The sequence below is a fragment of the Pseudoduganella sp. R-32 genome (assembly GCF_049913245.1).
Taxonomy (GTDB): Bacteria; Pseudomonadota; Gammaproteobacteria; order Burkholderiales; family Burkholderiaceae_D; genus Rugamonas.
Window position 1 is genome coordinate 1990296 of the sequence record NZ_CP183987.1, and the last position, 17311, is coordinate 2007606.

The 17311-nt window shown below is 58.7% G+C and carries 17 protein-coding genes and 2 tRNA genes; 7 read left to right on the forward strand and 12 right to left on the reverse strand.

Going from position 1 to position 17311, the window contains the following annotated elements:
• Window positions 1-17 precede the first annotated feature (17 nt).
• The 3 genes from ACN9MU_RS09165 to ACN9MU_RS09175 are packed head-to-tail and all read right to left on the reverse strand — an operon-like array spanning window position 18 to window position 3203.
• Window positions 18-1328 (reverse strand): adenylosuccinate synthetase, encoded by a 1311-nt coding sequence (locus ACN9MU_RS09165; protein ID WP_426344454.1) that lies wholly within the window; start codon window positions 1326-1328, stop codon window positions 18-20.
• Window positions 1321-2298 carry a VWA domain-containing protein gene (locus tag ACN9MU_RS09170; protein ID WP_426344455.1) on the reverse strand — a complete coding sequence of 326 codons (978 nt, stop codon included), beginning with the start codon at window positions 2296-2298 and terminating at the stop codon, window positions 1321-1323. Before ACN9MU_RS09170 ends, ACN9MU_RS09165 begins: the two co-directional genes overlap by 8 nt.
• A gap of 20 nt (window positions 2299-2318) precedes the next feature.
• Complete coding sequence (locus ACN9MU_RS09175) at window positions 2319-3203, reverse strand: protein kinase family protein (RefSeq protein WP_426344456.1); 885 nt, start codon at window positions 3201-3203, stop codon at window positions 2319-2321.
• Between the two features lie 289 nt (window positions 3204-3492).
• Between ACN9MU_RS09175 and ACN9MU_RS09180 the strand changes: the two genes are divergently transcribed.
• The gene (locus ACN9MU_RS09180) at window positions 3493-3792 is read left to right on the forward strand and encodes a type II toxin-antitoxin system Phd/YefM family antitoxin (RefSeq protein WP_426321836.1); all 300 of its coding nucleotides are present in this window, start codon (window positions 3493-3495) and stop codon (window positions 3790-3792) included.
• Window positions 3767-4024 carry a Txe/YoeB family addiction module toxin gene (locus ACN9MU_RS09185; protein WP_426321838.1) on the forward strand — a complete coding sequence of 86 codons (258 nt, stop codon included), beginning with the start codon at window positions 3767-3769 and terminating at the stop codon, window positions 4022-4024. The genes ACN9MU_RS09180 and ACN9MU_RS09185 overlap by 26 nt, the downstream gene beginning before the upstream one ends.
• A gap of 188 nt (window positions 4025-4212) precedes the next feature.
• Here the strand turns inward: ACN9MU_RS09185 and ACN9MU_RS09190 are convergent, their stop codons facing one another.
• The gene (locus ACN9MU_RS09190) at window positions 4213-4701 is read right to left on the reverse strand and encodes a tetratricopeptide repeat protein (RefSeq protein WP_426321840.1); all 489 of its coding nucleotides are present in this window, start codon (window positions 4699-4701) and stop codon (window positions 4213-4215) included.
• Window positions 4702-5003: 302 nt separating this feature from the next.
• On the opposite strand from ACN9MU_RS09190, the gene ACN9MU_RS09195 reads away from it, so the two are divergent.
• Entirely contained in the window at window positions 5004-5498 is a 495-nt protein-coding gene (locus ACN9MU_RS09195; RefSeq protein WP_426321842.1) for a pilin, read from the forward strand.
• A 60-nt stretch (window positions 5499-5558) separates the two neighbouring features.
• Here ACN9MU_RS09195 and ACN9MU_RS09200 read toward each other — a convergent pair whose 3' ends face one another.
• Window positions 5559-5729 carry a hypothetical protein gene (locus ACN9MU_RS09200; RefSeq protein ID WP_426344457.1) on the reverse strand — a complete coding sequence of 57 codons (171 nt, stop codon included), beginning with the start codon at window positions 5727-5729 and terminating at the stop codon, window positions 5559-5561.
• 66 nt (window positions 5730-5795) lie between these two features.
• Between ACN9MU_RS09200 and ACN9MU_RS09205 the strand changes: the two genes are divergently transcribed.
• Window positions 5796-6290, forward strand: a complete 495-nt coding sequence (locus ACN9MU_RS09205; protein WP_426321846.1) for a pilin — start codon at window positions 5796-5798, stop codon at window positions 6288-6290.
• Window positions 6291-6471: 181 nt separating this feature from the next.
• On the opposite strand, the gene ACN9MU_RS09210 is transcribed toward ACN9MU_RS09205, so the two are convergent.
• The 4 genes from ACN9MU_RS09210 to ACN9MU_RS09225 form a co-directional block, all read right to left on the reverse strand.
• Window positions 6472-6547, reverse strand: a tRNA-His gene (locus ACN9MU_RS09210).
• 82 nt (window positions 6548-6629) lie between these two features.
• Window positions 6630-7466, reverse strand: coding sequence for a glutamate racemase (gene murI, locus ACN9MU_RS09215; RefSeq protein ID WP_426321848.1), 837 nt, complete (start codon window positions 7464-7466; stop codon window positions 6630-6632).
• Window positions 7467-8993: a fumarate hydratase gene (locus ACN9MU_RS09220; protein WP_426169944.1), complete on the reverse strand. Its 1527-nt coding sequence runs from the start codon at window positions 8991-8993 to the stop codon at window positions 7467-7469.
• Window positions 8994-9011: 18 nt separating this feature from the next.
• Window positions 9012-9620 (reverse strand): TIGR00645 family protein, encoded by a 609-nt coding sequence (locus tag ACN9MU_RS09225; protein WP_426169946.1) that lies wholly within the window; start codon window positions 9618-9620, stop codon window positions 9012-9014.
• 114 nt (window positions 9621-9734) lie between these two features.
• Between ACN9MU_RS09225 and ACN9MU_RS09230 the strand changes: the two genes are divergently transcribed.
• From ACN9MU_RS09230 to ACN9MU_RS09240, 3 genes are all read left to right on the forward strand, one after another.
• On the forward strand, window positions 9735-10883 hold the full coding sequence (locus ACN9MU_RS09230; protein WP_426344458.1) for an acyltransferase family protein: 1149 nt from the start codon (window positions 9735-9737) through the stop codon (window positions 10881-10883).
• A 93-nt stretch (window positions 10884-10976) separates the two neighbouring features.
• Complete coding sequence (gene acs / locus ACN9MU_RS09235) at window positions 10977-12935, forward strand: acetate--CoA ligase (RefSeq protein WP_426344459.1); 1959 nt, start codon at window positions 10977-10979, stop codon at window positions 12933-12935.
• A gap of 124 nt (window positions 12936-13059) precedes the next feature.
• Window positions 13060-13150: transfer RNA gene (locus tag ACN9MU_RS09240), tRNA-Ser, on the forward strand.
• Window positions 13151-13262: 112 nt separating this feature from the next.
• On the opposite strand, the gene ACN9MU_RS09245 is transcribed toward ACN9MU_RS09240, so the two are convergent.
• The 3 genes from ACN9MU_RS09245 to ACN9MU_RS09255 form a co-directional block, all read right to left on the reverse strand.
• The gene (locus ACN9MU_RS09245; protein WP_426321855.1) at window positions 13263-14420 is read right to left on the reverse strand and encodes a Fic family protein; all 1158 of its coding nucleotides are present in this window, start codon (window positions 14418-14420) and stop codon (window positions 13263-13265) included.
• A gap of 345 nt (window positions 14421-14765) precedes the next feature.
• A complete protein-coding gene (locus tag ACN9MU_RS09250; protein WP_426321857.1) occupies window positions 14766-16517 on the reverse strand; it encodes an MAG1210 family protein in 1752 nt (583 codons plus the stop codon).
• Window positions 16514-17251 carry a LemA family protein gene (locus ACN9MU_RS09255; protein WP_426321859.1) on the reverse strand — a complete coding sequence of 246 codons (738 nt, stop codon included), beginning with the start codon at window positions 17249-17251 and terminating at the stop codon, window positions 16514-16516. Before ACN9MU_RS09255 ends, ACN9MU_RS09250 begins: the two co-directional genes overlap by 4 nt.
• Window positions 17252-17311 lie beyond the last annotated feature (60 nt).

The window sequence follows — 17311 nt, forward strand, 5'->3', positions numbered from 1 at the left end:
TGCGGTCGGAATGCGCCCTATTTTCCAGTTCGAATGTGTTGCCAGGTCGGGCCGTACGAGCCGAGGACCACGGGCAGGTTTGTGAGGCTTTGCAGTTCATCGACGAATGCGTCGGCGTTGGCGATGGGCGTGTCGGCGTAGTTGGGGCTCGCAGCGCGCAGCTGCCCGCACAGCGTTTCCTGGTGAACCAGGTCGGGCTGGCCGGAGAGGGGGAGGTCGCGGATTTCACCGCCGTGAAGCTTGTAGCTGTGGGCCCAGCGCAGTTCGGCCCCGCCCCGGAATGCGTCGAGGTGGCTGACCAGCAGGCCTTCGATGCGGCCGGCGGCGGCAAGCGCGTAGCGCAGCAGGACGGCGTCTGGATGACCGCGGCGGAAGGTGCCTTGCCAGCCGCTATCGGCGTTATGCGGTTCAGCCAGGGCTTGCAAAGCCTGGTCTTCGGTCGGCATGGGACCTTGGCCGTGGCGGGTGAGGTAGCTGCGCATTGCTCCGAAATGCCTGATGCGTTCAGAGACGCCGTAGCCGGCCAGAGCGGCTTCGGCGGCAACGGGGCCGGTGCTGCTCCACGTCGTATGCGGGTGGAAGCCGTGCCCCTCATCGAGCAGCATTCCCTGGGCGCCTTCCATCACAATACTGCCAGGTCGCGCTAGTTGTGCGGCGACCTGTTCGGGCGCGGAGGGCGCTACCTTGGCGATAAGGCGTTGTACGTGTTCGAACCACAGCTGCCCGAAACCTGGATCGGCCAGGATTGCCGCGTCTTGACGGTCCAGCGCCGCCGCGCGGGCGGGAAGCGCAGCGCGCAGGTAGTGGCGCATGGCTTCCAGCTTGTTGCGGACGCGTGAGCGATGCAGCAAGTCGCCATAGCGAATCGCCTGTTCGGGCTGGGCCAGTGCATGGCCCACCGTTTCGCCGAAACCTACGCCACAGCTTCCGTGCGCAGCAGCGCCACGTGCGCGTTCGCGCAGGCGGCCGGCTGCCTCGTGGTATGGCGTGGTGACGAGGCAGCGGGCATCGATGAGCAGGCGGTCCAGCGCGTCGCTGATGCCCGCGCGCTGCAGGTAGGTTTCTTCGACCAGCAGCGCGGTCGGATGGACCACGACTGGCGCGGACAAGACGGTCGCAACGCCGGGATTGAACGTGCCGGCGCCGAACTGGGAGAAGGTGTGATGGCGGCCGTCAGGCAGGATCACGTTGTGCCCGGCCTGTGCTCCGCCGTTGAAGCGCATGACCGTGTGCGCCGACCTGGCGCGGCAAAGGTAATCCGTGAACAAGCCTTTACCGCAGTCGCCAAAGGCCAGTCCGATGACCGATACGATCCTACCCTCAACCAAACAGACGCCTCCACCAAGGGCGCTCGCCAAGCGCCACGGCCGGCGACGACACCGGAATGTCATGCGCCGTGCCGTTATCCAGCAGGGCTGCATACGGGCGCAAGGCGCGGACGATAGCGGACACGCGGCCGCCGTCAATGCCTTCGCCGGACAGAACGCCTGGCAAGGAGTCCAGCTTCGGCAAGGCGCCTTCGGTCAGGGCCACGATGGAGGCGGCAACTGCGCAGGCATCTTGCGGCGCTTCCATGCAGATCACATGGTCGCCCAGCAGCTCGCGCCAGCGCGCTTCGCATCGCTGGCGGCGCTGCAGGTCGGGAATCAGGAAGAACAAGTGGAAAGTCTCGGAAGCGGCTGCGATCACCTCTTCAATCGGCAAGTCCTGGTCAAGGCGGTCGCCGACCAGTGCTTCGACCTGGTGGCGCGACACCGCAGGGTAGGGCAGTTCATCGCCGGTCAGGAACAAGTAGCCTTTCTTGCGGCGCTTGGCCCAGCAATCGAGGTCGGTGTGCTGGGCCGCCATGTAGAAGGCCAGTTCATAGCTCTCCTCGCCCGAGCCGCCCCCGCCGCCTTCGATATAGCTCCAGGTCAGCCACTGGTCCATCAATTCCGCGGTCGATTCGAACTGGCCGACCTGCAGAGGCGCATGGTCGGATACCGCATCGCCGATTGCCATGAACTGGATTTGCGGGTCCGGGACGCCGCAAGCCATCAGTAAGCGCATGAAGGTCGGCAGCTCTTTCGTCGCCAGCTGCTGCGGGATGTCGCCCATCGAACCGGTGACGTCGAGCGCGAACACAATGCCCAGCGAATTCGGATGATCGGGATTATCGCGCGACTCGCGCATCTTGATGCCCTTGGGGTTCATCAGCGGATGACAGCTGCGCTGCTGGAATACTTCAGTACGCGATGCGGATGCACGGTCGGCGACCAGGGCGACGTGTGCGGAGAAGGAGTAGTTACCGTGTCCCAATTTGGCTCCTTTGGATACGTTTAGGGTGTTGGGTGAAAATGCAGGAAGCGCGGCGGGCCGAAAGCGGCTGCCGCTGCGCTGGTGACTTCGTAGTGCAAGCCTGCGGCACCTTGCGCCCGCAGCCAGCGGGCGTCGGAACAGGCGCGCTGCAGCAGCTGCGCCAATGGCGCCGGTACCGACGCCGGCAAGGCTGGCGCGTCGTCTCCAGCACGCTGGCCGGCGAGAAGGGCGCGCATGCTCCACGCCGACTGCAGCAAGTCGCGCGACTGGTCGCCAGCCCGCTTCGCGCCTGACCAGCCGATCATGAACACACCATGGTCGGCAGGGTGCACCAGCATATGTTCCAGGCTCACCGCGCCGTGGCTCCAGCCGATGCTGTGCACGTGCGCCAGCGCTTCAAGTACGCGGCGCCACATCCAGACCACATGGCGCGCATCAAGACCGGTTCCATTAAACCGGTGGACTTCGGCCAGGCTGCCCCAATAGCCCGGTGGATGGCGCAGTACGTGTACCGTGCCGCCATTGCCGTCCGGGCCCAGTGCGATCGATTCGGGCAGGCGCTGCGAGAAATATGCGGAGCCCGGCGAGGTGTCCGCCTGCAGTTGGCGCAGGATGTCGCGCTCGCGCCCCAGCTTGACCGCGTCGGCGTATTTCAGCACCACGTGTTCGCCCAGCCGCCCGCAGCGGCGTGCCAGCACGACACGCGAACCGGCGCCTTCGTATAACTGACGGATGATGCGGTAGCGCCGTTCGCCGCAGCGGGCATCCTGGCCGGCCGGGTCGTTCTGGAAGCGCAGGAGCGCTTCGCGGAAGCGCGCCACGTCGACGACGGCATCGGAACGGGTGACGGTGGCGGCGCAATAAGGGCACTCGACGGTGCGCCAAATGGCCTGGCGTGGCAGCACTCCGCCACACTGCGAGCAACTCAAAGACTGGAAGTCCACACGAATCCTGGAGGGTTGTCTGAAATTAATTATATTTCAGGGATGCCAAATTACCAACCGGGGGGCGGAGCGGAGGCCTTAGCCTGGGCGACCACTGCTGGTATCTATGCTTGCCATCTGCAAGATTTAAGATATACTTCGATGTGTACTATTTATTGTACAAGTCTTGGCTGTTCACAATACACCTGCGAATACGACGACACCTGCGATCACTGACTACTGAAAAAGTATTGAACGAACGGAGTACCAAATGAGAATCATCAACTTTTCTGATGCTCGCAACAGTCTACGGGCTGTCATCGACCAAGTGGTTGAGGATGCTGACGTAACGGTTATTTCGCGCCGAGATGCGCCAGATGCAGTAGTCATGTCCTTTGATCATTACAGCAGCCTAATGGAAACTGTACACTTGTTGAGCTCGCCGGCTAACGCGGCTCATCTTGCAAGATCCATCGCGCAGGCCCGCTCTGGCAAGGCGAAGCATCGGGAACTGGTAAACATTTCCGATGTAGAGGAACAGCAAAATGCGCAATCTGAAGTTCACAGATGAGGCTTGGGAAAGCTACATCTACTGGCAAACGCAAGATAAGAGAACTCTCAAACGTATTAATGACCTGATTCAAGCTGCCCGGCGGGAACCTTTTGAGGGCCCCGGAAAGCCTGAGCCACTGAAACATAGCCTGGCTGGTTGTTGGTCAAGAAGAATTGACGAAACGAACCGACTTGTATACGAAGTTTATGACGATGAGTTGGTCATCATTTCGTGTCGCTATCACTATTGATAAACCGGGGGAGCTAAGGCTCCCCTTCTTGTTTCCCCAGTCTGTCGAACAATAGGTTGTGTGGCAGATGAGTTTCAGATTTGCTGGATGCCGCTTCGATTCTCAATGAAATCAAAGGTTAAGAAAATTTAGGGGTGAATAGGCCCCCCACGATGAACTGCAGGGAAACTCCACGAAATAGTTAATCTTCAATCGCTGCGCTGCGCAGTAACACAGCGAATCAGGCCGGAAATTTGTGCCTGCGATACGATATGGCCACCAGCTGCGGCCTTCGCAATCCACATCAGCCCTAAATTGTCGTCCTTGGGAACGCCCGTGCCCTCGACGTAAGCACGGCCCATCCAGTGCATCGCGCTCACATCGCCCTGCTTGATCGCGAGTTCGAGCCAGTACAGCGCCTCCTTGTGCTTCTCTAGGTCACGAAAAAGTAGTGCCAGATCGGACTGGGCCTGCGCATGGCCCGCATCTGCAGCTAATACAAGCTGTAAATCCTCGGCAGTTAGCGTCACCCATAGGTGAGGAAGTATTGAATCCAGCACAACTGTCGATACTTCATTTGCTTTGACATGGTTCTCGGCGCCCCGCTCCACCGAACCGTCGGCAAATCTGCGCCAAAACGTGCGCTTGCTCCAACCGGTCAATGTGATGGCGGTGCTAATTTTGATCTGTTGGTTCATTTCTCATCTTCAGTAAAGTTTGCCAGCGAACATTTCACGAATGTTCTGGGCAGGAACTGACGGGGTAATAGTTGCCATGGCGCATCAAAGGCTGTGCCAAGTCCGGATGATACGCTGATTGTCGTGCCACGCCAAAACGGTGGCGCAGCATGGACCTGCGCCACCGGGCGTGATGCACCAAAGATATTGCCAAAAAACGGCAAAAACATCGCGAATTTGGCCTGGCACGCTCATTGCATAGTATGCGGTGTGCAGCAAAACTTTGAGCCGATGAGGCTCCCAACACTCAACAGGAGAGAAGCATGAAATTCGCACAATACAAGAAGCAAGCACAGCAGGGTTTCACCCTGATCGAACTGATGATCGTTGTGGCGATCATTGGTATTCTGGCAGCTGTTGCCCTGCCTGCTTACCAGGACTACACCGTTCGTTCCCGTGTTGCTGAAGCAATTACTGCTGCCGATGCCGCTAAAGTTACCGTAGCCGACAACGCTGCTAACGGCACTCCGTTCGCAAACGGCCTGAATCCAGGCGCAGCTACGCAAAACATCGCAACTCCACCTGCCGTGTCCACTGCCGGTGCAATTACCGTCGTAACGACCGCAAAAGCTGGTGGCGTAACCATCGTCATGACCCCATTTGATGGCGCTGGCACCGGCGGCACACCAGGCACCGCGCTGGTCGAAGGCACTGTTCCAACCAACCAACTGACCTGGACCTGCCACGTAGTGGACACCACCAAATGGAAGTACGTACCAGCAAACTGCCGTCAAGCTGCTGCTACCGCTCTGCTGTAATTAGCGAAGACTTCTGGTTTCATCAGTCGAGCTGGAGGATGTAATATCTTCCGGTTCGATTCAAAAAATGCCCGCTTTTGCGGGCATTTTCATTTGTCGCCCATAAGGTTGGGCCATGGCAAAGTATTCTTGAGCGTTGGCGGCTGACACATCAGCCTCGGGCAGTCCTGCTATCATAATCGCTATGCCCGGTACGGCAACTACATCGCCCATTTGCCCTGGCACGCTCATTGCTAAAGATCCTGTGTGAAGTAAAACTTTGAGTTGCTGTCGTTCTCAATACTCAGCAGGGGAAATATGAAATTCGCACAATACAAGAAGCAGGAACAGCAAGGTTTTACCTTGATCGAATTGATGATCGTCGTGGCGATCATTGGTATTCTGGCGGCAGTTGCCTTGCCCGCCTATCAGGACTACACCGTTCGCGCGCGGGTGACTGAAGCAATTGCTGTTGCTGATGCCGCTAAAATTGCCGTAGCCGACAACGCTGCAAATGGCACTCCGCTTGCGACTCCGTTTAATGCAGGTCAGGCGACGCAAAACATTGTAACTGCGACTTCCATCAGCGCTACCGGTGTAATTACTGTTAGCACGAGCGCGAAAGCAGGCAGTTTAACGATCACCATGACCCCATTTGATGGTACAGGCGCCGGTGGTGCCCCGGGTGCCCCGCTGGCCCAAGGCGTTATTCCAGCGCGCCAACTGACTTGGGCTTGCAGCGTTAATTCGGCAGATAAATTCAAGTACGTGCCAGCAAACTGCCGTCAAACAGCAGCTAACGCTCTGTTGTAATTGCCGGCTGATTCGGTTTTGGCAAAATGCCCGCTACGTGCGGGCATTTCTTCTTTATGCGGTCACGGCGACGGCAAGGTTAAATTGCTGGACGCCTTGTGTGTCGCACTGTCGCGAAGTATGGACGAAAAAAAGGCCGCAAGCGCGGCCATTTTCATCGTTCGTTTTCAGCTAAAGAAATTGGGGTGGCTGATGGGGCTCGAACCCACGACAACAGGAATCACAATCCTGGACTCTACCAACTGAGCTACAGCCACCACTGAAAACTTCTTTTCCATCGCACCGTAGCGCGACAGAGCCGAGATTATATAGGGACTCCGATAATCTGGCAAATATATTTCAAACGGCCACGGAATCGACCTGAGGATGCAGTCCGAGCAGGCTGGCAAACTGCTGCTTCAGAGCCTCTGCGTTGCCGCTGGTGTAGCCATGCAGGTGGGCTGGCGTGCCTCCTGGACGCAGCAGGCCGGCGCCTTCCAGCAGGCGTGCCAGTTGGCGGGCTACGGCGTCGCCGGTGTCGATCAGCGTGACCGCGGCAGCGTCGCCGCGTGCCGCAACGAGCTGCGCGATGGCGTCCCGCACGAACGGGTAGTGCGTGCAGCCGAGGACCAGCGTATCGGCGCCTTGCTCCAGCAGCGGTTCCACATAGCCCTTCAGCATGGCTGCTGTTTCGTCACCGGTCAGATCGCCCTGTTCGATGCGCTCTACCAGTCCGATGCAGGGCTGCAGCAGGAAGCGCGTACCGTTTGAGCCGGAGATCTGTTCGCGCAACGCCAGGAACTTCTCGCCGCGCAGTGTGCTTGCCGTTGCCAGGACTGCGACCGTGCCGTTGCGGGTGGCGGCGGCGCCAGGCTTCAGGCCCGGTTCCACGCCAACCACGGGCAGAGAAGGATAGGCGGCGCGGACAGCCTTGATGGCGGCCACGGTGGCGGTATTGCAGGCCACCACCAGCGCCTTGGCGCCCTTATCGAGCAGGAAAGCCGTCACCGCAATTGCGCGCTGCACCAGCCATTCGTCCGTCTTGGCGCCGTAGGGGGCAAAGGCGGAGTCGGCGAAGTACAGCACGTGCTCGTGCGGCAGCTGCGCATGGATATGGCGCAGCACGGAGAGCCCTCCGACGCCGGAGTCAAAGACGCCGATCGGCGCGTCGGCGGAGGAGGGGATCGGATGGACCATTTATGCTGGCTGCGCCGCCTTCAGGGACTCGATCTTCACCTGCCACTCTTTCGGGCCGGTGTTGTGCACGGAAGTGCCGGTGGAATCGACGGCGACGGTGACAGGCATGTCGACCACGTCGAATTCATAGATCGCTTCCATGCCCAGATCTTCGAAGCCGACAACCTTGGCGCCCTTAATCGCCTTCGACACCAGGTAAGCAGCGCCGCCGACAGCCATCAGGTAAGCCGACTTGTGCTTCTGGATCGATTCGATCGCGGTTGGGCCGCGTTCTGCCTTGCCGACCATGGAGATCAGGCCGGTTTTCTCCAGCATCATGTCTGTGAATTTGTCCATGCGGGTTGCGGTCGTCGGGCCGGCTGGGCCAACGACTTCTTCACGCACTGGATCGACCGGGCCGACGTAATAGATTACGCGGTTGGTGAAGTCCACCGGCAGTTGCTCGCCCTTGGCCAGCATGTCCTGGATGCGCTTGTGGGCGGCATCGCGGCCGGTCAGCATCTTGCCGTTCAGGAGCAGGGTCTGGCCCGGCTTCCAGGACGCCACTTCTTCCTTGGTCAGGGTGTTCAGGTCGACGCGCTTGGACTTCTCGGTGTCGGCAGCCCAGGTGACATCAGGCCAGTCGGACAGCTTTGGCGGCTCGATGTAGGCCGGGCCGGAACCATCCAGCACGAAGTGGGCGTGGCGGGTAGCCGCGCAGTTCGGGATCATGGCGACCGGCTTGGATGCTGCGTGGGTCGGGTACATATTGATCTTCACGTCCAGCACGGTGGTCAGGCCGCCCAGGCCTTGCGCGCCGATGCCCAGGGCATTGATCTTGTCGCACAGTTCGATACGCAGCTCTTCCAGCTTGTTCTGCGGGCCGCGCTTTTTCAGCTCGAACATGTCGATGTCTTCCATCAGCGACTCTTTGGCCAGCAGCATGGCTTTTTCGGCGGAGCCGCCGATACCGATGCCCAGCATGCCTGGCGGGCACCAGCCGGCGCCCATCAGCGGCACGGTCTTCAGCACCCAGTCAACCAGCGAGTCGGAAGGGTTCAGCATGACGAACTTGGTCTTGTTCTCGGAGCCGCCGCCTTTGGCCGCAACGGCTACTTCCACGGTGTTGCCTTCCACCAGTTCCATATGGACCACGGCCGGGGTGTTGTCCTTGGTGTTCTTGCGCTCGAAGTGCGGGTCGGCCACGATGGACGCGCGCAGCTTGTTGTCGGAGAAGTTGTACGCGCGGCGCACGCCTTCATTGACGGCGTCGGTCACTGTGCCCTTGAAGCCTTCAAAGCGCACGCCCATGCCGATCTTCAGGAAGACGTTCACCATGCCGGTATCCTGGCAGATCGGACGCTTGCCTTCCGCGCACATGCGGGAGTTGGTCAGGATCTGGGCGATCGCATCTTTCGCGGCCGGGCTTTGTTCGGCTTCGTACGCGCGCGCCAGGTGCTGGATGTAATCGGCAGGGTGGTAGTAGCTGATGTACTGCAGCGCGGCGGCGACAGATTCGATCAGGTCGTCTTGCTTGATGATGGTCATGATTGGCTCGTTGGCTAATTAGTGGTGCTTGGAATCGTTGTGCGTCAGGGTGGTGATGCGATCGGTGTACGCAATCGCCATTGCGGACAGCAGGAATGCGATATGGATCACGGTTTGCGCGATCAGGACCTTGGGCTCGTAGTCTTTCGCGTTGATGAAGGTCTTCAGCAGGTGGATCGAGGAGATGCCGATTATCGCCATCGCCAGCTTGGTCTTCAGCACCGAGGCGTTCACGTGCGACAGCCATTCCGGCTGGTCCGGGTGGTCTTCCAGGTGCATGCGCGAGACGAAAGTTTCGTAGCCGCCCACGATCACCATGATCAGCAGGTTGGAGATCATGACCACGTCGATCAGGCCCAGCACCACCAGCATGATCACGGTTTCGGTCAGCTTGGTGGGAGCGCCTTCAGCCCCGTGGAAGGTCACGGCGATAATGTGTTCCAGCGAATGGGCGTCGCCCAGCGCCGCGCCGATCAGGTCCTTCAGTTCGACCCAGAAATGGAACACATAGACGCACTGCGCCAGGATCAGGCCCAGGTACAGCGGCAGCTGCAACCAGCGGGACATGAAGATAAAGGCGGGGATAGGGCTAAGGCGTTTGCCGTTGGAGTTCTGAGGTTCGGTCATCTGGGGATATTGGTGGAGCGTTTGAAAAACAGCCGATATTCTACACTCGCAACGGTGGCGTGGTAGCGGGGCGGCTGTGCTACATTGCCGTTTTGTCTAATTTGCCTGAAGATTATGAAGCTCGATTGGGTGCAGGGCCTGCGCGGGTTCGCCGTGCTGCTGGTGGTCCTGACACATGGCCGCTTTTTCCTGGACGGTACGCCGAATGAAGGATTGGCCACCGCGCTGTTTTTGCCAGGGGCGATGGGCGTCGACCTGTTTTTCCTGCTTAGCGGCTTTATCATGGTCTACACCACCCAAGGCGCAGGCGGCCCGCGCGATGCGGCGCTGTTCGCGGCCAAGCGTTTTGCGCGCATCTGGCCGGCCTATGTGGTGGTGACGCTCGCCTGGATCTTCATCAAGCGCGATGGCCTGTGGTTCTTCCAGGATGCGGAACACCTGCAGGCACTGTTCCAATCATTGACCTTGCGCCCGGTGACGGCGCAGGATGCCCCGTTCTTTGGCCTGGTGTTCCCGCTGGCGTGGACGCTGGCGTTCGAGATGTACTTTTACCTGGTGTTTGGCGCCAGCTTGCTGGCAGGGCGCTTGCGCTGGCTAGCGCTGGCAAGCTGGATGGTGCTGACGCTGATCTTGCTGCCCTTGGCGGCAGGCGGGCCGACGCTGGACGTGCGCCAGTACCTGATGTTTGACACTCCTTACCTGCACCTGATGACCAACCCGATCATCTGGGAATTCGTGGCCGGCATGGGGATCGGCTTGCTTTACCTGAACCCTGGCATCCGCTTCCCCAATGCGGCGCTGGCCTGGCAAGCCGTGGCTTGCAGCGCAGGCTTCGTGCTGTGGTGGGGCTGGTCCGGCGTGGGCGGATTTCACGGGCCGGCAGGGTGGGGCTGGCCGCTGGCACTGATGCTGCTGGTGCTGGCCATCGCCAGCAAAGCGGTGACCTTGTGCACGCCGCGCTGGTTGCAGTGGGTCGGCAACGTCTCCTACTCGATGTACCTCACTCATTTTCTTGGCCAAGTGGTCTTGACCCGCTGGCTGGACCAGCACTACCTGCACACCCGAAGCTGGAATGAGGTCTATCTCGCGCTGTTGCTGGCGATTCCGCTTGCTTCGGCTTCGCACTGGTTGCTGGAGCGGCAGTTGGGCGGATGGGCGCGGCGCAAACTGGTATTGCTGGTCGACCGCGCGCTGCCAGCGCCGCCTGTACCAGAGGGGCAGGATGTGATTAAAATGGCAAAAGTAGCGCCTCGAAAAATGTAAGGGCGCAGTAAGCGACAAGCTCTATTGTTGCAAGCAAACCATCACTAACCGGAGACAAGCATGACCAACCAGGGCGCAGACCAACAGGGACCAATGGAATCGCGTATTTTCGCGCCGCCAGCGGCATTTGTCGAAAAGGCTGCCGTATCGGGCATGGACGCATACAAGGCGCTGTGCGACGAAGCGGAGCGCGACTACGAAGGCTTCTGGGCGCGACTGGCGCGCGAGCACGTGGAATGGCAAACGCCCTTCACCCGCACGCTGAACGAAGACAACGCCCCATTCTACAAATGGTTCGAAGACGGCAAGCTGAATGTCTCCTACAACTGCCTGGACCGCAATATCAAGAACGGCCTGGGCGACAAGACCGCGATCATCTTCGAAGCCGACGACGGCCAGGTGACCCGCGTCAGCTACCAGCAACTTCACGACAAGACCTGCAAGATCGCCAACGGCCTGAAAGCGCGCGGCATCAAGAAGGGCGATCGCGTCGTGATCTACATGTCGATGTCGGTCGAAGGCGTGGCTGCGATGCAGGCCTGCGCCCGTATCGGCGCTACGCACTCCGTGGTGTTCGGTGGTTTCTCCGCCAAGTCGCTGCAAGAGCGCATCATCGACGCCGGCGCCGTGGCCGTGCTGACCTGCGATGAGCAACTGCGCGGCGGTAAGCAGCTGCCGCTGAAAGCCATCGTGGACGAGGCGCTGGCCATGGGTGGCTGCGACACGATCAAGAATGTGGTGGTGTACAAGCGCACCGGTGGCAATATCGCCTGGACCGAAGGCCGCGACATCTGGTTGCACGACCTGGTCGAGGGCCAGGCTGCGACCTGCGAACCTGAATGGGTGGAAGCGGAGCATCCACTGTTCATCCTGTACACCTCCGGCTCCACCGGCACCCCGAAAGGCGTGCAGCACTCGACCGGCGGCTACCTGCTGTGGGCAGCGCTGACCATGAAGTGGACCTTCGACATCAAGCCGGAAGACGTGTACTGGTGCACCGCCGACATCGGCTGGGTCACCGGTCACACCTATATCGCTTACGGCCCGACCGCCGTCGGTGCGACCCAGGTTGTCTTCGAAGGCATCCCGACCTTCCCGCACGCTGGCCGCTTCTGGGAAACCATCGCCAAGCACAAGGTCAACATCTTCTATACCGCACCGACCGCGATCCGCTCGCTGATCAAGGCATCCGACGTGGACCCGAAAGTCCATCCAAAGAACTTCGACATCTCCTCGCTGCGCCTGCTGGGCACCGTGGGTGAGCCGATCAATCCGGAAGCCTGGATGTGGTACTACAAGAACGTCGGCGGCGAGAAATGCCCGATCGTCGACACCTTCTGGCAGACCGAAACCGGCGGCCACATGATCACTCCGCTGCCAGGCGCCACCCCGATGGTTCCGGGTTCGTGCACCTTGCCTCTGCCAGGCATCATGGCCGCCATCGTGGACGAAGCGGGGCACGACGTACCGAACGGCAGCGGCGGCATCCTGGTCGTCAAGCGCCCATGGCCATCGATGATCCGCACCATCTGGGGCAACCCGGACCGCTTCAAGGCCGGCTACTTCCCGGAAGAACTGGGCGGCAAATACTACCTGGCAGGCGACGGCGCAATCCGCAACGCCGAAACCGGCTACTTCACCATCACCGGCCGTATCGACGACGTGCTGAACGTGTCGGGCCATCGCATGGGCACGATGGAGATCGAATCGGCGCTGGTCGCCAACCCGCTGGTGGCCGAAGCCGCCGTGGTCGGCAAGCCGGACGAAACTACCGGCGAATCGATTTGCGCCTTCGTGGTGCTGAAGCGCGCCCGCCCGACCGGCGACGAAGCAAAGCAGATCGCCACCGAGCTGCGTAACTGGGTAGGCAAGGAGATCGGCCCGATCGCCAAGCCAAAAGAGATCCGCTTCGGCGACAACCTGCCGAAGACCCGTTCCGGCAAGATCATGCGCCGCCTGCTGCGCGTCCTGGCCAAAGGCGAAGCGATCACCCAGGACGTCAGCACCCTGGAAAACCCAGCCATCCTCGAGCAGCTGAAAGAAACCTCCTAAGCCTGAGTAGGCGGTGTCAGACCCAATGGGTCTGACACTGGTTTACCGGTTTCAGGAGAAAACCTTTGCACTCTCCAGAAACGCTGCTATAATTCGGGCCTCTCGCGATCAGCGTGAGAATGCAGGAGAGATGGATGAGTGGTTTAAGTCGCACGCCTGGAAAGCGTGTATAGGTTCATAGCCTATCGGGGGTTCGAATCCCCCTCTCTCCGCCAAGGACACCTAGTGCTTGAAGCACTTAAAGAAAATGCCAGCTAGATTAGCTGGCATTTTGCATTTCAAAGGCCTTTATTTTAAGTTGGGCGAGCACTGGGCTCGCGCTCTCCCTTACCCGGCTTCCAGTGAATTCGGAACGAAGCCCTCATCTGTCAGGGCCTTGATGACGCCGCGAAGCAAAACGTTGTTGGTGAAGCAGATCGCGTATTGTCTTGCGTTGGGATGGATTGGTTGAAGCATCTTGGCAGCGACCAGCTTTTTAATTTGGTACGTCCTCTGCGCATCATTAAGTGCTGGCATCACTTTTTGGAGATCTGCGGACTTCGCGGTCTTCAGGCGAACCACCTCTGCCAGCACATGGTATTCGTCAATAGTGATGAGCTGTCGCTCGCGCGAGATTGCTAGCGCAGGGTGAAGGATTTTTTGCTGAAGGTATTCGTACTTGGTCAGCCTGTCGACTTTTTGAAGTTCGAGCAGAATGCCTTCAAGAACGTAGGTACACCACGTATCGATCCCATCGGTCGTTCCCGTGTCCGCTGCGCTCAACATCTGGTAATAGCGTTCCCTGTCATTGCAGAAAACTGCAGTAGGATTCAGCACACGTCCGCCCTCCTTGACGTTAAATCCGTACTTGATCAGCAGTGCGTAGGTGATCAGGCGTACGACCCTGCCATTGCCGTTGGAGAATGGGTGTATCCATCCAAAGCGATGATGAGCAAGTGCAACCTTGATCAAGTCGTACTTCTGTTTCGCGGGTGTGTTGACGAAATCGGTAAGCTCCCGCATGTACTGCGGAACAGACAGCGCATCCGGCGGTAAATGGTTCGACTTCGCGATTTTGACTGGACCTTCGCGGTATGCGCCTGGGGTCTTGTCTCCCTCGCGCTTCAGATCGTCGACGGTCATGCTATGGAGTTCACGAATAAACGTTTCAGTCAGCGGAGCCCCAGGTTCCATGACATCCTCGACGAACTGCATTGCCCGTTCAATGTTCGAGATCTCTTTGATTTGATCGCTCTCGTCGCCCCCCAGAACCGTAGTCTCGACGTAGTCGGCGAGGGTAGTGTGGTTACCTTCGATTCGCGCGGACCCGAGACTTTCGAGCATGTGAAAGATGTGTTTCAATTGAAAAAACACCCCTTCAGGGGTACTGCCCTCGAGGCGCAGTCGCCTTAAGTATTCCAGCTCAGTTACAACATCGACGAGCGGCGAGTCGTACGCCGGGTTGTAGAGCTGGAGATCGAAGTGCTCAAACTTGGGGCTATCCATATCCGAAGGTTTGATTATCTAAGCAGGCCGGTAGGAGGTAACTCAAATTATTGAAAAAAATTGCTGTGTAATCAAATGGTTGTAAATATTCTTGAAGTACGTTATGTGGAATTATGGCATATGTTATGTAGAAAATCCTCCACCGATAAGTGGAGGCCCTGTTCTTGGATGCCAAGTCAGGAGTCCCGTTGGATCCATAGTCGAGTGTGGAAAAGTTGATAGAAATGCACGTAAACGTCGCTAGGGTGAAATCATGCCCCCATGTTTCCCGCACTTCTGGTGCATGGGCTCCCCTTGACACTGATTGGATAGCCTGGTTTCTGCCAACGCCATCCGTCGAAGGCTCTAATCAGACAATACCGCCGAAACAATCGATCTGCGCAGGACAGTCTTCCCGGCATCGATGCCGCGCTGCGAAAACGCCGGCGGTAAGTCGATGCCATGCGCGTCCTTAGCGGCCTCGCCTGGCGCGTCGCTCGGCGGCGCCACTTCTTTTACCAGCATGGTGGCGCTGTTCTGGACCTCGAAATACTCGTCCCAATGAACAGGGACCTGATGTGAACGGCCATCTCCACCGTGGACCGAAACGTAATGGATCCGTTCAACGCTTCCGAAGCCGCTGGCCGTCACGTGCACTTTCTGGGATCCATCGCTCTCCTCTTGCGTGGATGTCTTCAGGATGCTGCGTGAAACGCAATCCGGATGGTTGAACGTCGTCTCCCCGTGGTAATTGGCAATCGCTTCATGCTCCCAGAAACAGGGTTTTTGCGAGTAGGTGTCTTTGTAAATGTCCGCGTGCGACCGATGCTGCTGGTACAGCGGGATGGCAAGCAACGGGGCGATCCCAAAGTAGAACGACTTGAAGAAATCGTTGTGGTAGCCATTGAAGAACCTCCGTGCCTGCGCGAGTTCGTAGGCATGGAACTTTTCCGGCGCGCCGCTGATATCGGTTTGTTGCATATGCCCCGATTCCAGGACGTTGATCATGTGCGCTTTGTCGAACGCAAAAGTGTCGCCATAACCAATCTGGCTATCCTTGAGTAGCTTCAGCATTTCCTGCTGCGCCAACGGCGTGAACAGCAGCCGGAACTGCACTTCATGATTCCGGTCCGTGGCGCCAAATAGTGCATCGAATTCCCGATTGGCCATTACCGTAAAGGCACTTCCATCGTTGACATCACGGGACTTTGCTTCAAGCTTCTTGATGGCGCGATTCTTCCGCCACTTGTCGAATAAGCCGTCGTCCAGCTTGGAAAGCTCCGACGGGCTACGGCTGAACACGAGATCGGGCGCTGCTTCGTTACCGTAGACGATGAAGGTCCGGTATGCGTATTCGGGGAGCGGACGTTCGATCGACGCATGCAGTGTATCGTGGTGGGTTCGCGTTTCCCATTTACCTTCCGAATTACGGTGCTGTTCTGTCCAGGTGATATGGAGGGAGCCGTGGTAGGTCTTACTGCCCATCCAGTGCGACAACGTTCGCGCAAGAATGAAGGGATTGCCGTTCAGTACGCCGCTATGGGAGAACACGATGGATTGGTCATCGCCCAGGTTTCCGGACCAGCGAAAGCTGTTTCGCAGCTCCTCCATGCGCCCGTTGCTGAAATACGAGTCGAATGCGATGCGAGGCACCGTTTTCTGCACCAGCTTGGCCACGATATCCCAGTCGAACAGGCGGTTCAATGGCGCCATCTGGCCCCACGCGAGTGCACGCTTCTCGTCACAGGCTTCCCGCAAGTGATTCAGCTGGGCGTCGGAGTCGTTGATGATGCGGTTTAGCTTATAAATTGCAAGGGCAAAAAGGACTGCTGGAACCAGCAGCCACGGCCACTGGTAATTGGCGAAGACGTAGAGCGCCGCCAGCAGCATGGCCGCGATGGTGATGCCGCGCAGAATCCGCCACCATCTGTTGCTGGAACCCGTGCCCGCAGCCTGCGTTTCTAGCTTTCGTAGTTCCTGCACCGTCTTGATGTTTGCGTTCTCGTCTACCCCGGAACGGCGTACGAGGTCTTCGAAAAAGTCCGACGTGTTCTGGACGTGAGCAGTCTTGAACTGGGAAGAATACTGCTCCAATGGTTCATGGACGTCGTCGATCAAAAGAAGACGCTCCGTGCAGCTGCCTTGGTTTCGGCGGAGGCAGTGAAAGGAATGCGCGTGGTATAACCTGCGCGCGCCGCAACGATCTGCTTGGTCGGCCAGGCAAAGATGTCCTGGTTCCACATTGCGACGGTGTCGTTATAGAGCGTGCGAGCCGCGGTAACCTCCTTTTGAAGGTAACTGTTCTGGCGCATGGCATCCGCGATGACGGCTTGCGCTTTCAGGTCCGGGTAGGACTCGCAGGCCAAGCTGATGCGGGAAAAAATGCTGTCGATTTGCTGGGAAGCCTGGTTGCGTTCAGCATCGGCATTGTGTCCGCTCCGGTAAGCTGCTACCGACTTCATGACATCCTTGTCCAGGTCGATTGCTTTTGCAACCAGGCCAACCACATTGTTCAGGATGACGACGCGCTGCTCGAGGTAATTGTCGATCTCCGACGCATCGGCCTGGATCTTCTGCTGCAGCTTGCGCAGGTACGCCAGGGCGTTGATCTTCATGAACAGGAAAATCAAACCGGGCAGGGTACCCAAAACGAGGAGTCCGAGGCAGTATTCCCGCGGCAATGCGCCGGTCAGCAGTGCCAGGGCGCCGATTGCCGGAATGACAGTCCACAGGGCGATTTCGAAGATCAGCGACCCGATGCCAATTTGAACGGGGATTTGCTTGCTGATGACGTTGATATCGCGCCCATCCTCATTGACCGGGCCAGTTACTTCGTCCAAATCGTTTGCCATGCGTGTCGATCCTTTGTCGTGAGCGTCTTTCGCTCGGTTGCAAAATTTTTCGCTTCCGCC

Coding starts and splice junctions, on each gene's coding strand:
- ACN9MU_RS09180 (WP_426321836.1), top strand. CDS start 3,493: ATGAGAATCATCAACTTTTCTGATGCTCGCAACAGTCTACGGGCTGTC.
- ACN9MU_RS09195 (WP_426321842.1), top strand. CDS start 5,004: ATGAAATTCGCACAATACAAGAAGCAAGCACAGCAGGGTTTCACCCTG.
- ACN9MU_RS09185 (WP_426321838.1), top strand. CDS start 3,767: ATGCGCAATCTGAAGTTCACAGATGAGGCTTGGGAAAGCTACATCTAC.
- ACN9MU_RS09225 (WP_426169946.1), bottom strand. CDS start 9,620: ATGACCGAACCTCAGAACTCCAACGGCAAACGCCTTAGCCCTATCCCC.
- ACN9MU_RS09190 (WP_426321840.1), bottom strand. CDS start 4,701: ATGAACCAACAGATCAAAATTAGCACCGCCATCACATTGACCGGTTGG.
- acs (WP_426344459.1), top strand. CDS start 10,977: ATGGAATCGCGTATTTTCGCGCCGCCAGCGGCATTTGTCGAAAAGGCT.
- ACN9MU_RS09245 (WP_426321855.1), bottom strand. CDS start 14,420: ATGGATAGCCCCAAGTTTGAGCACTTCGATCTCCAGCTCTACAACCCG.
- murI (WP_426321848.1), bottom strand. CDS start 7,466: ATGGTCCATCCGATCCCCTCCTCCGCCGACGCGCCGATCGGCGTCTTT.
- ACN9MU_RS09200 (WP_426344457.1), bottom strand. CDS start 5,729: ATGAGCGTGCCAGGGCAAATGGGCGATGTAGTTGCCGTACCGGGCATA.
- ACN9MU_RS09205 (WP_426321846.1), top strand. CDS start 5,796: ATGAAATTCGCACAATACAAGAAGCAGGAACAGCAAGGTTTTACCTTG.
- ACN9MU_RS09255 (WP_426321859.1), bottom strand. CDS start 17,251: ATGGCAAACGATTTGGACGAAGTAACTGGCCCGGTCAATGAGGATGGG.
- ACN9MU_RS09220 (WP_426169944.1), bottom strand. CDS start 8,993: ATGACCATCATCAAGCAAGACGACCTGATCGAATCTGTCGCCGCCGCG.
- ACN9MU_RS09230 (WP_426344458.1), top strand. CDS start 9,735: ATGAAGCTCGATTGGGTGCAGGGCCTGCGCGGGTTCGCCGTGCTGCTG.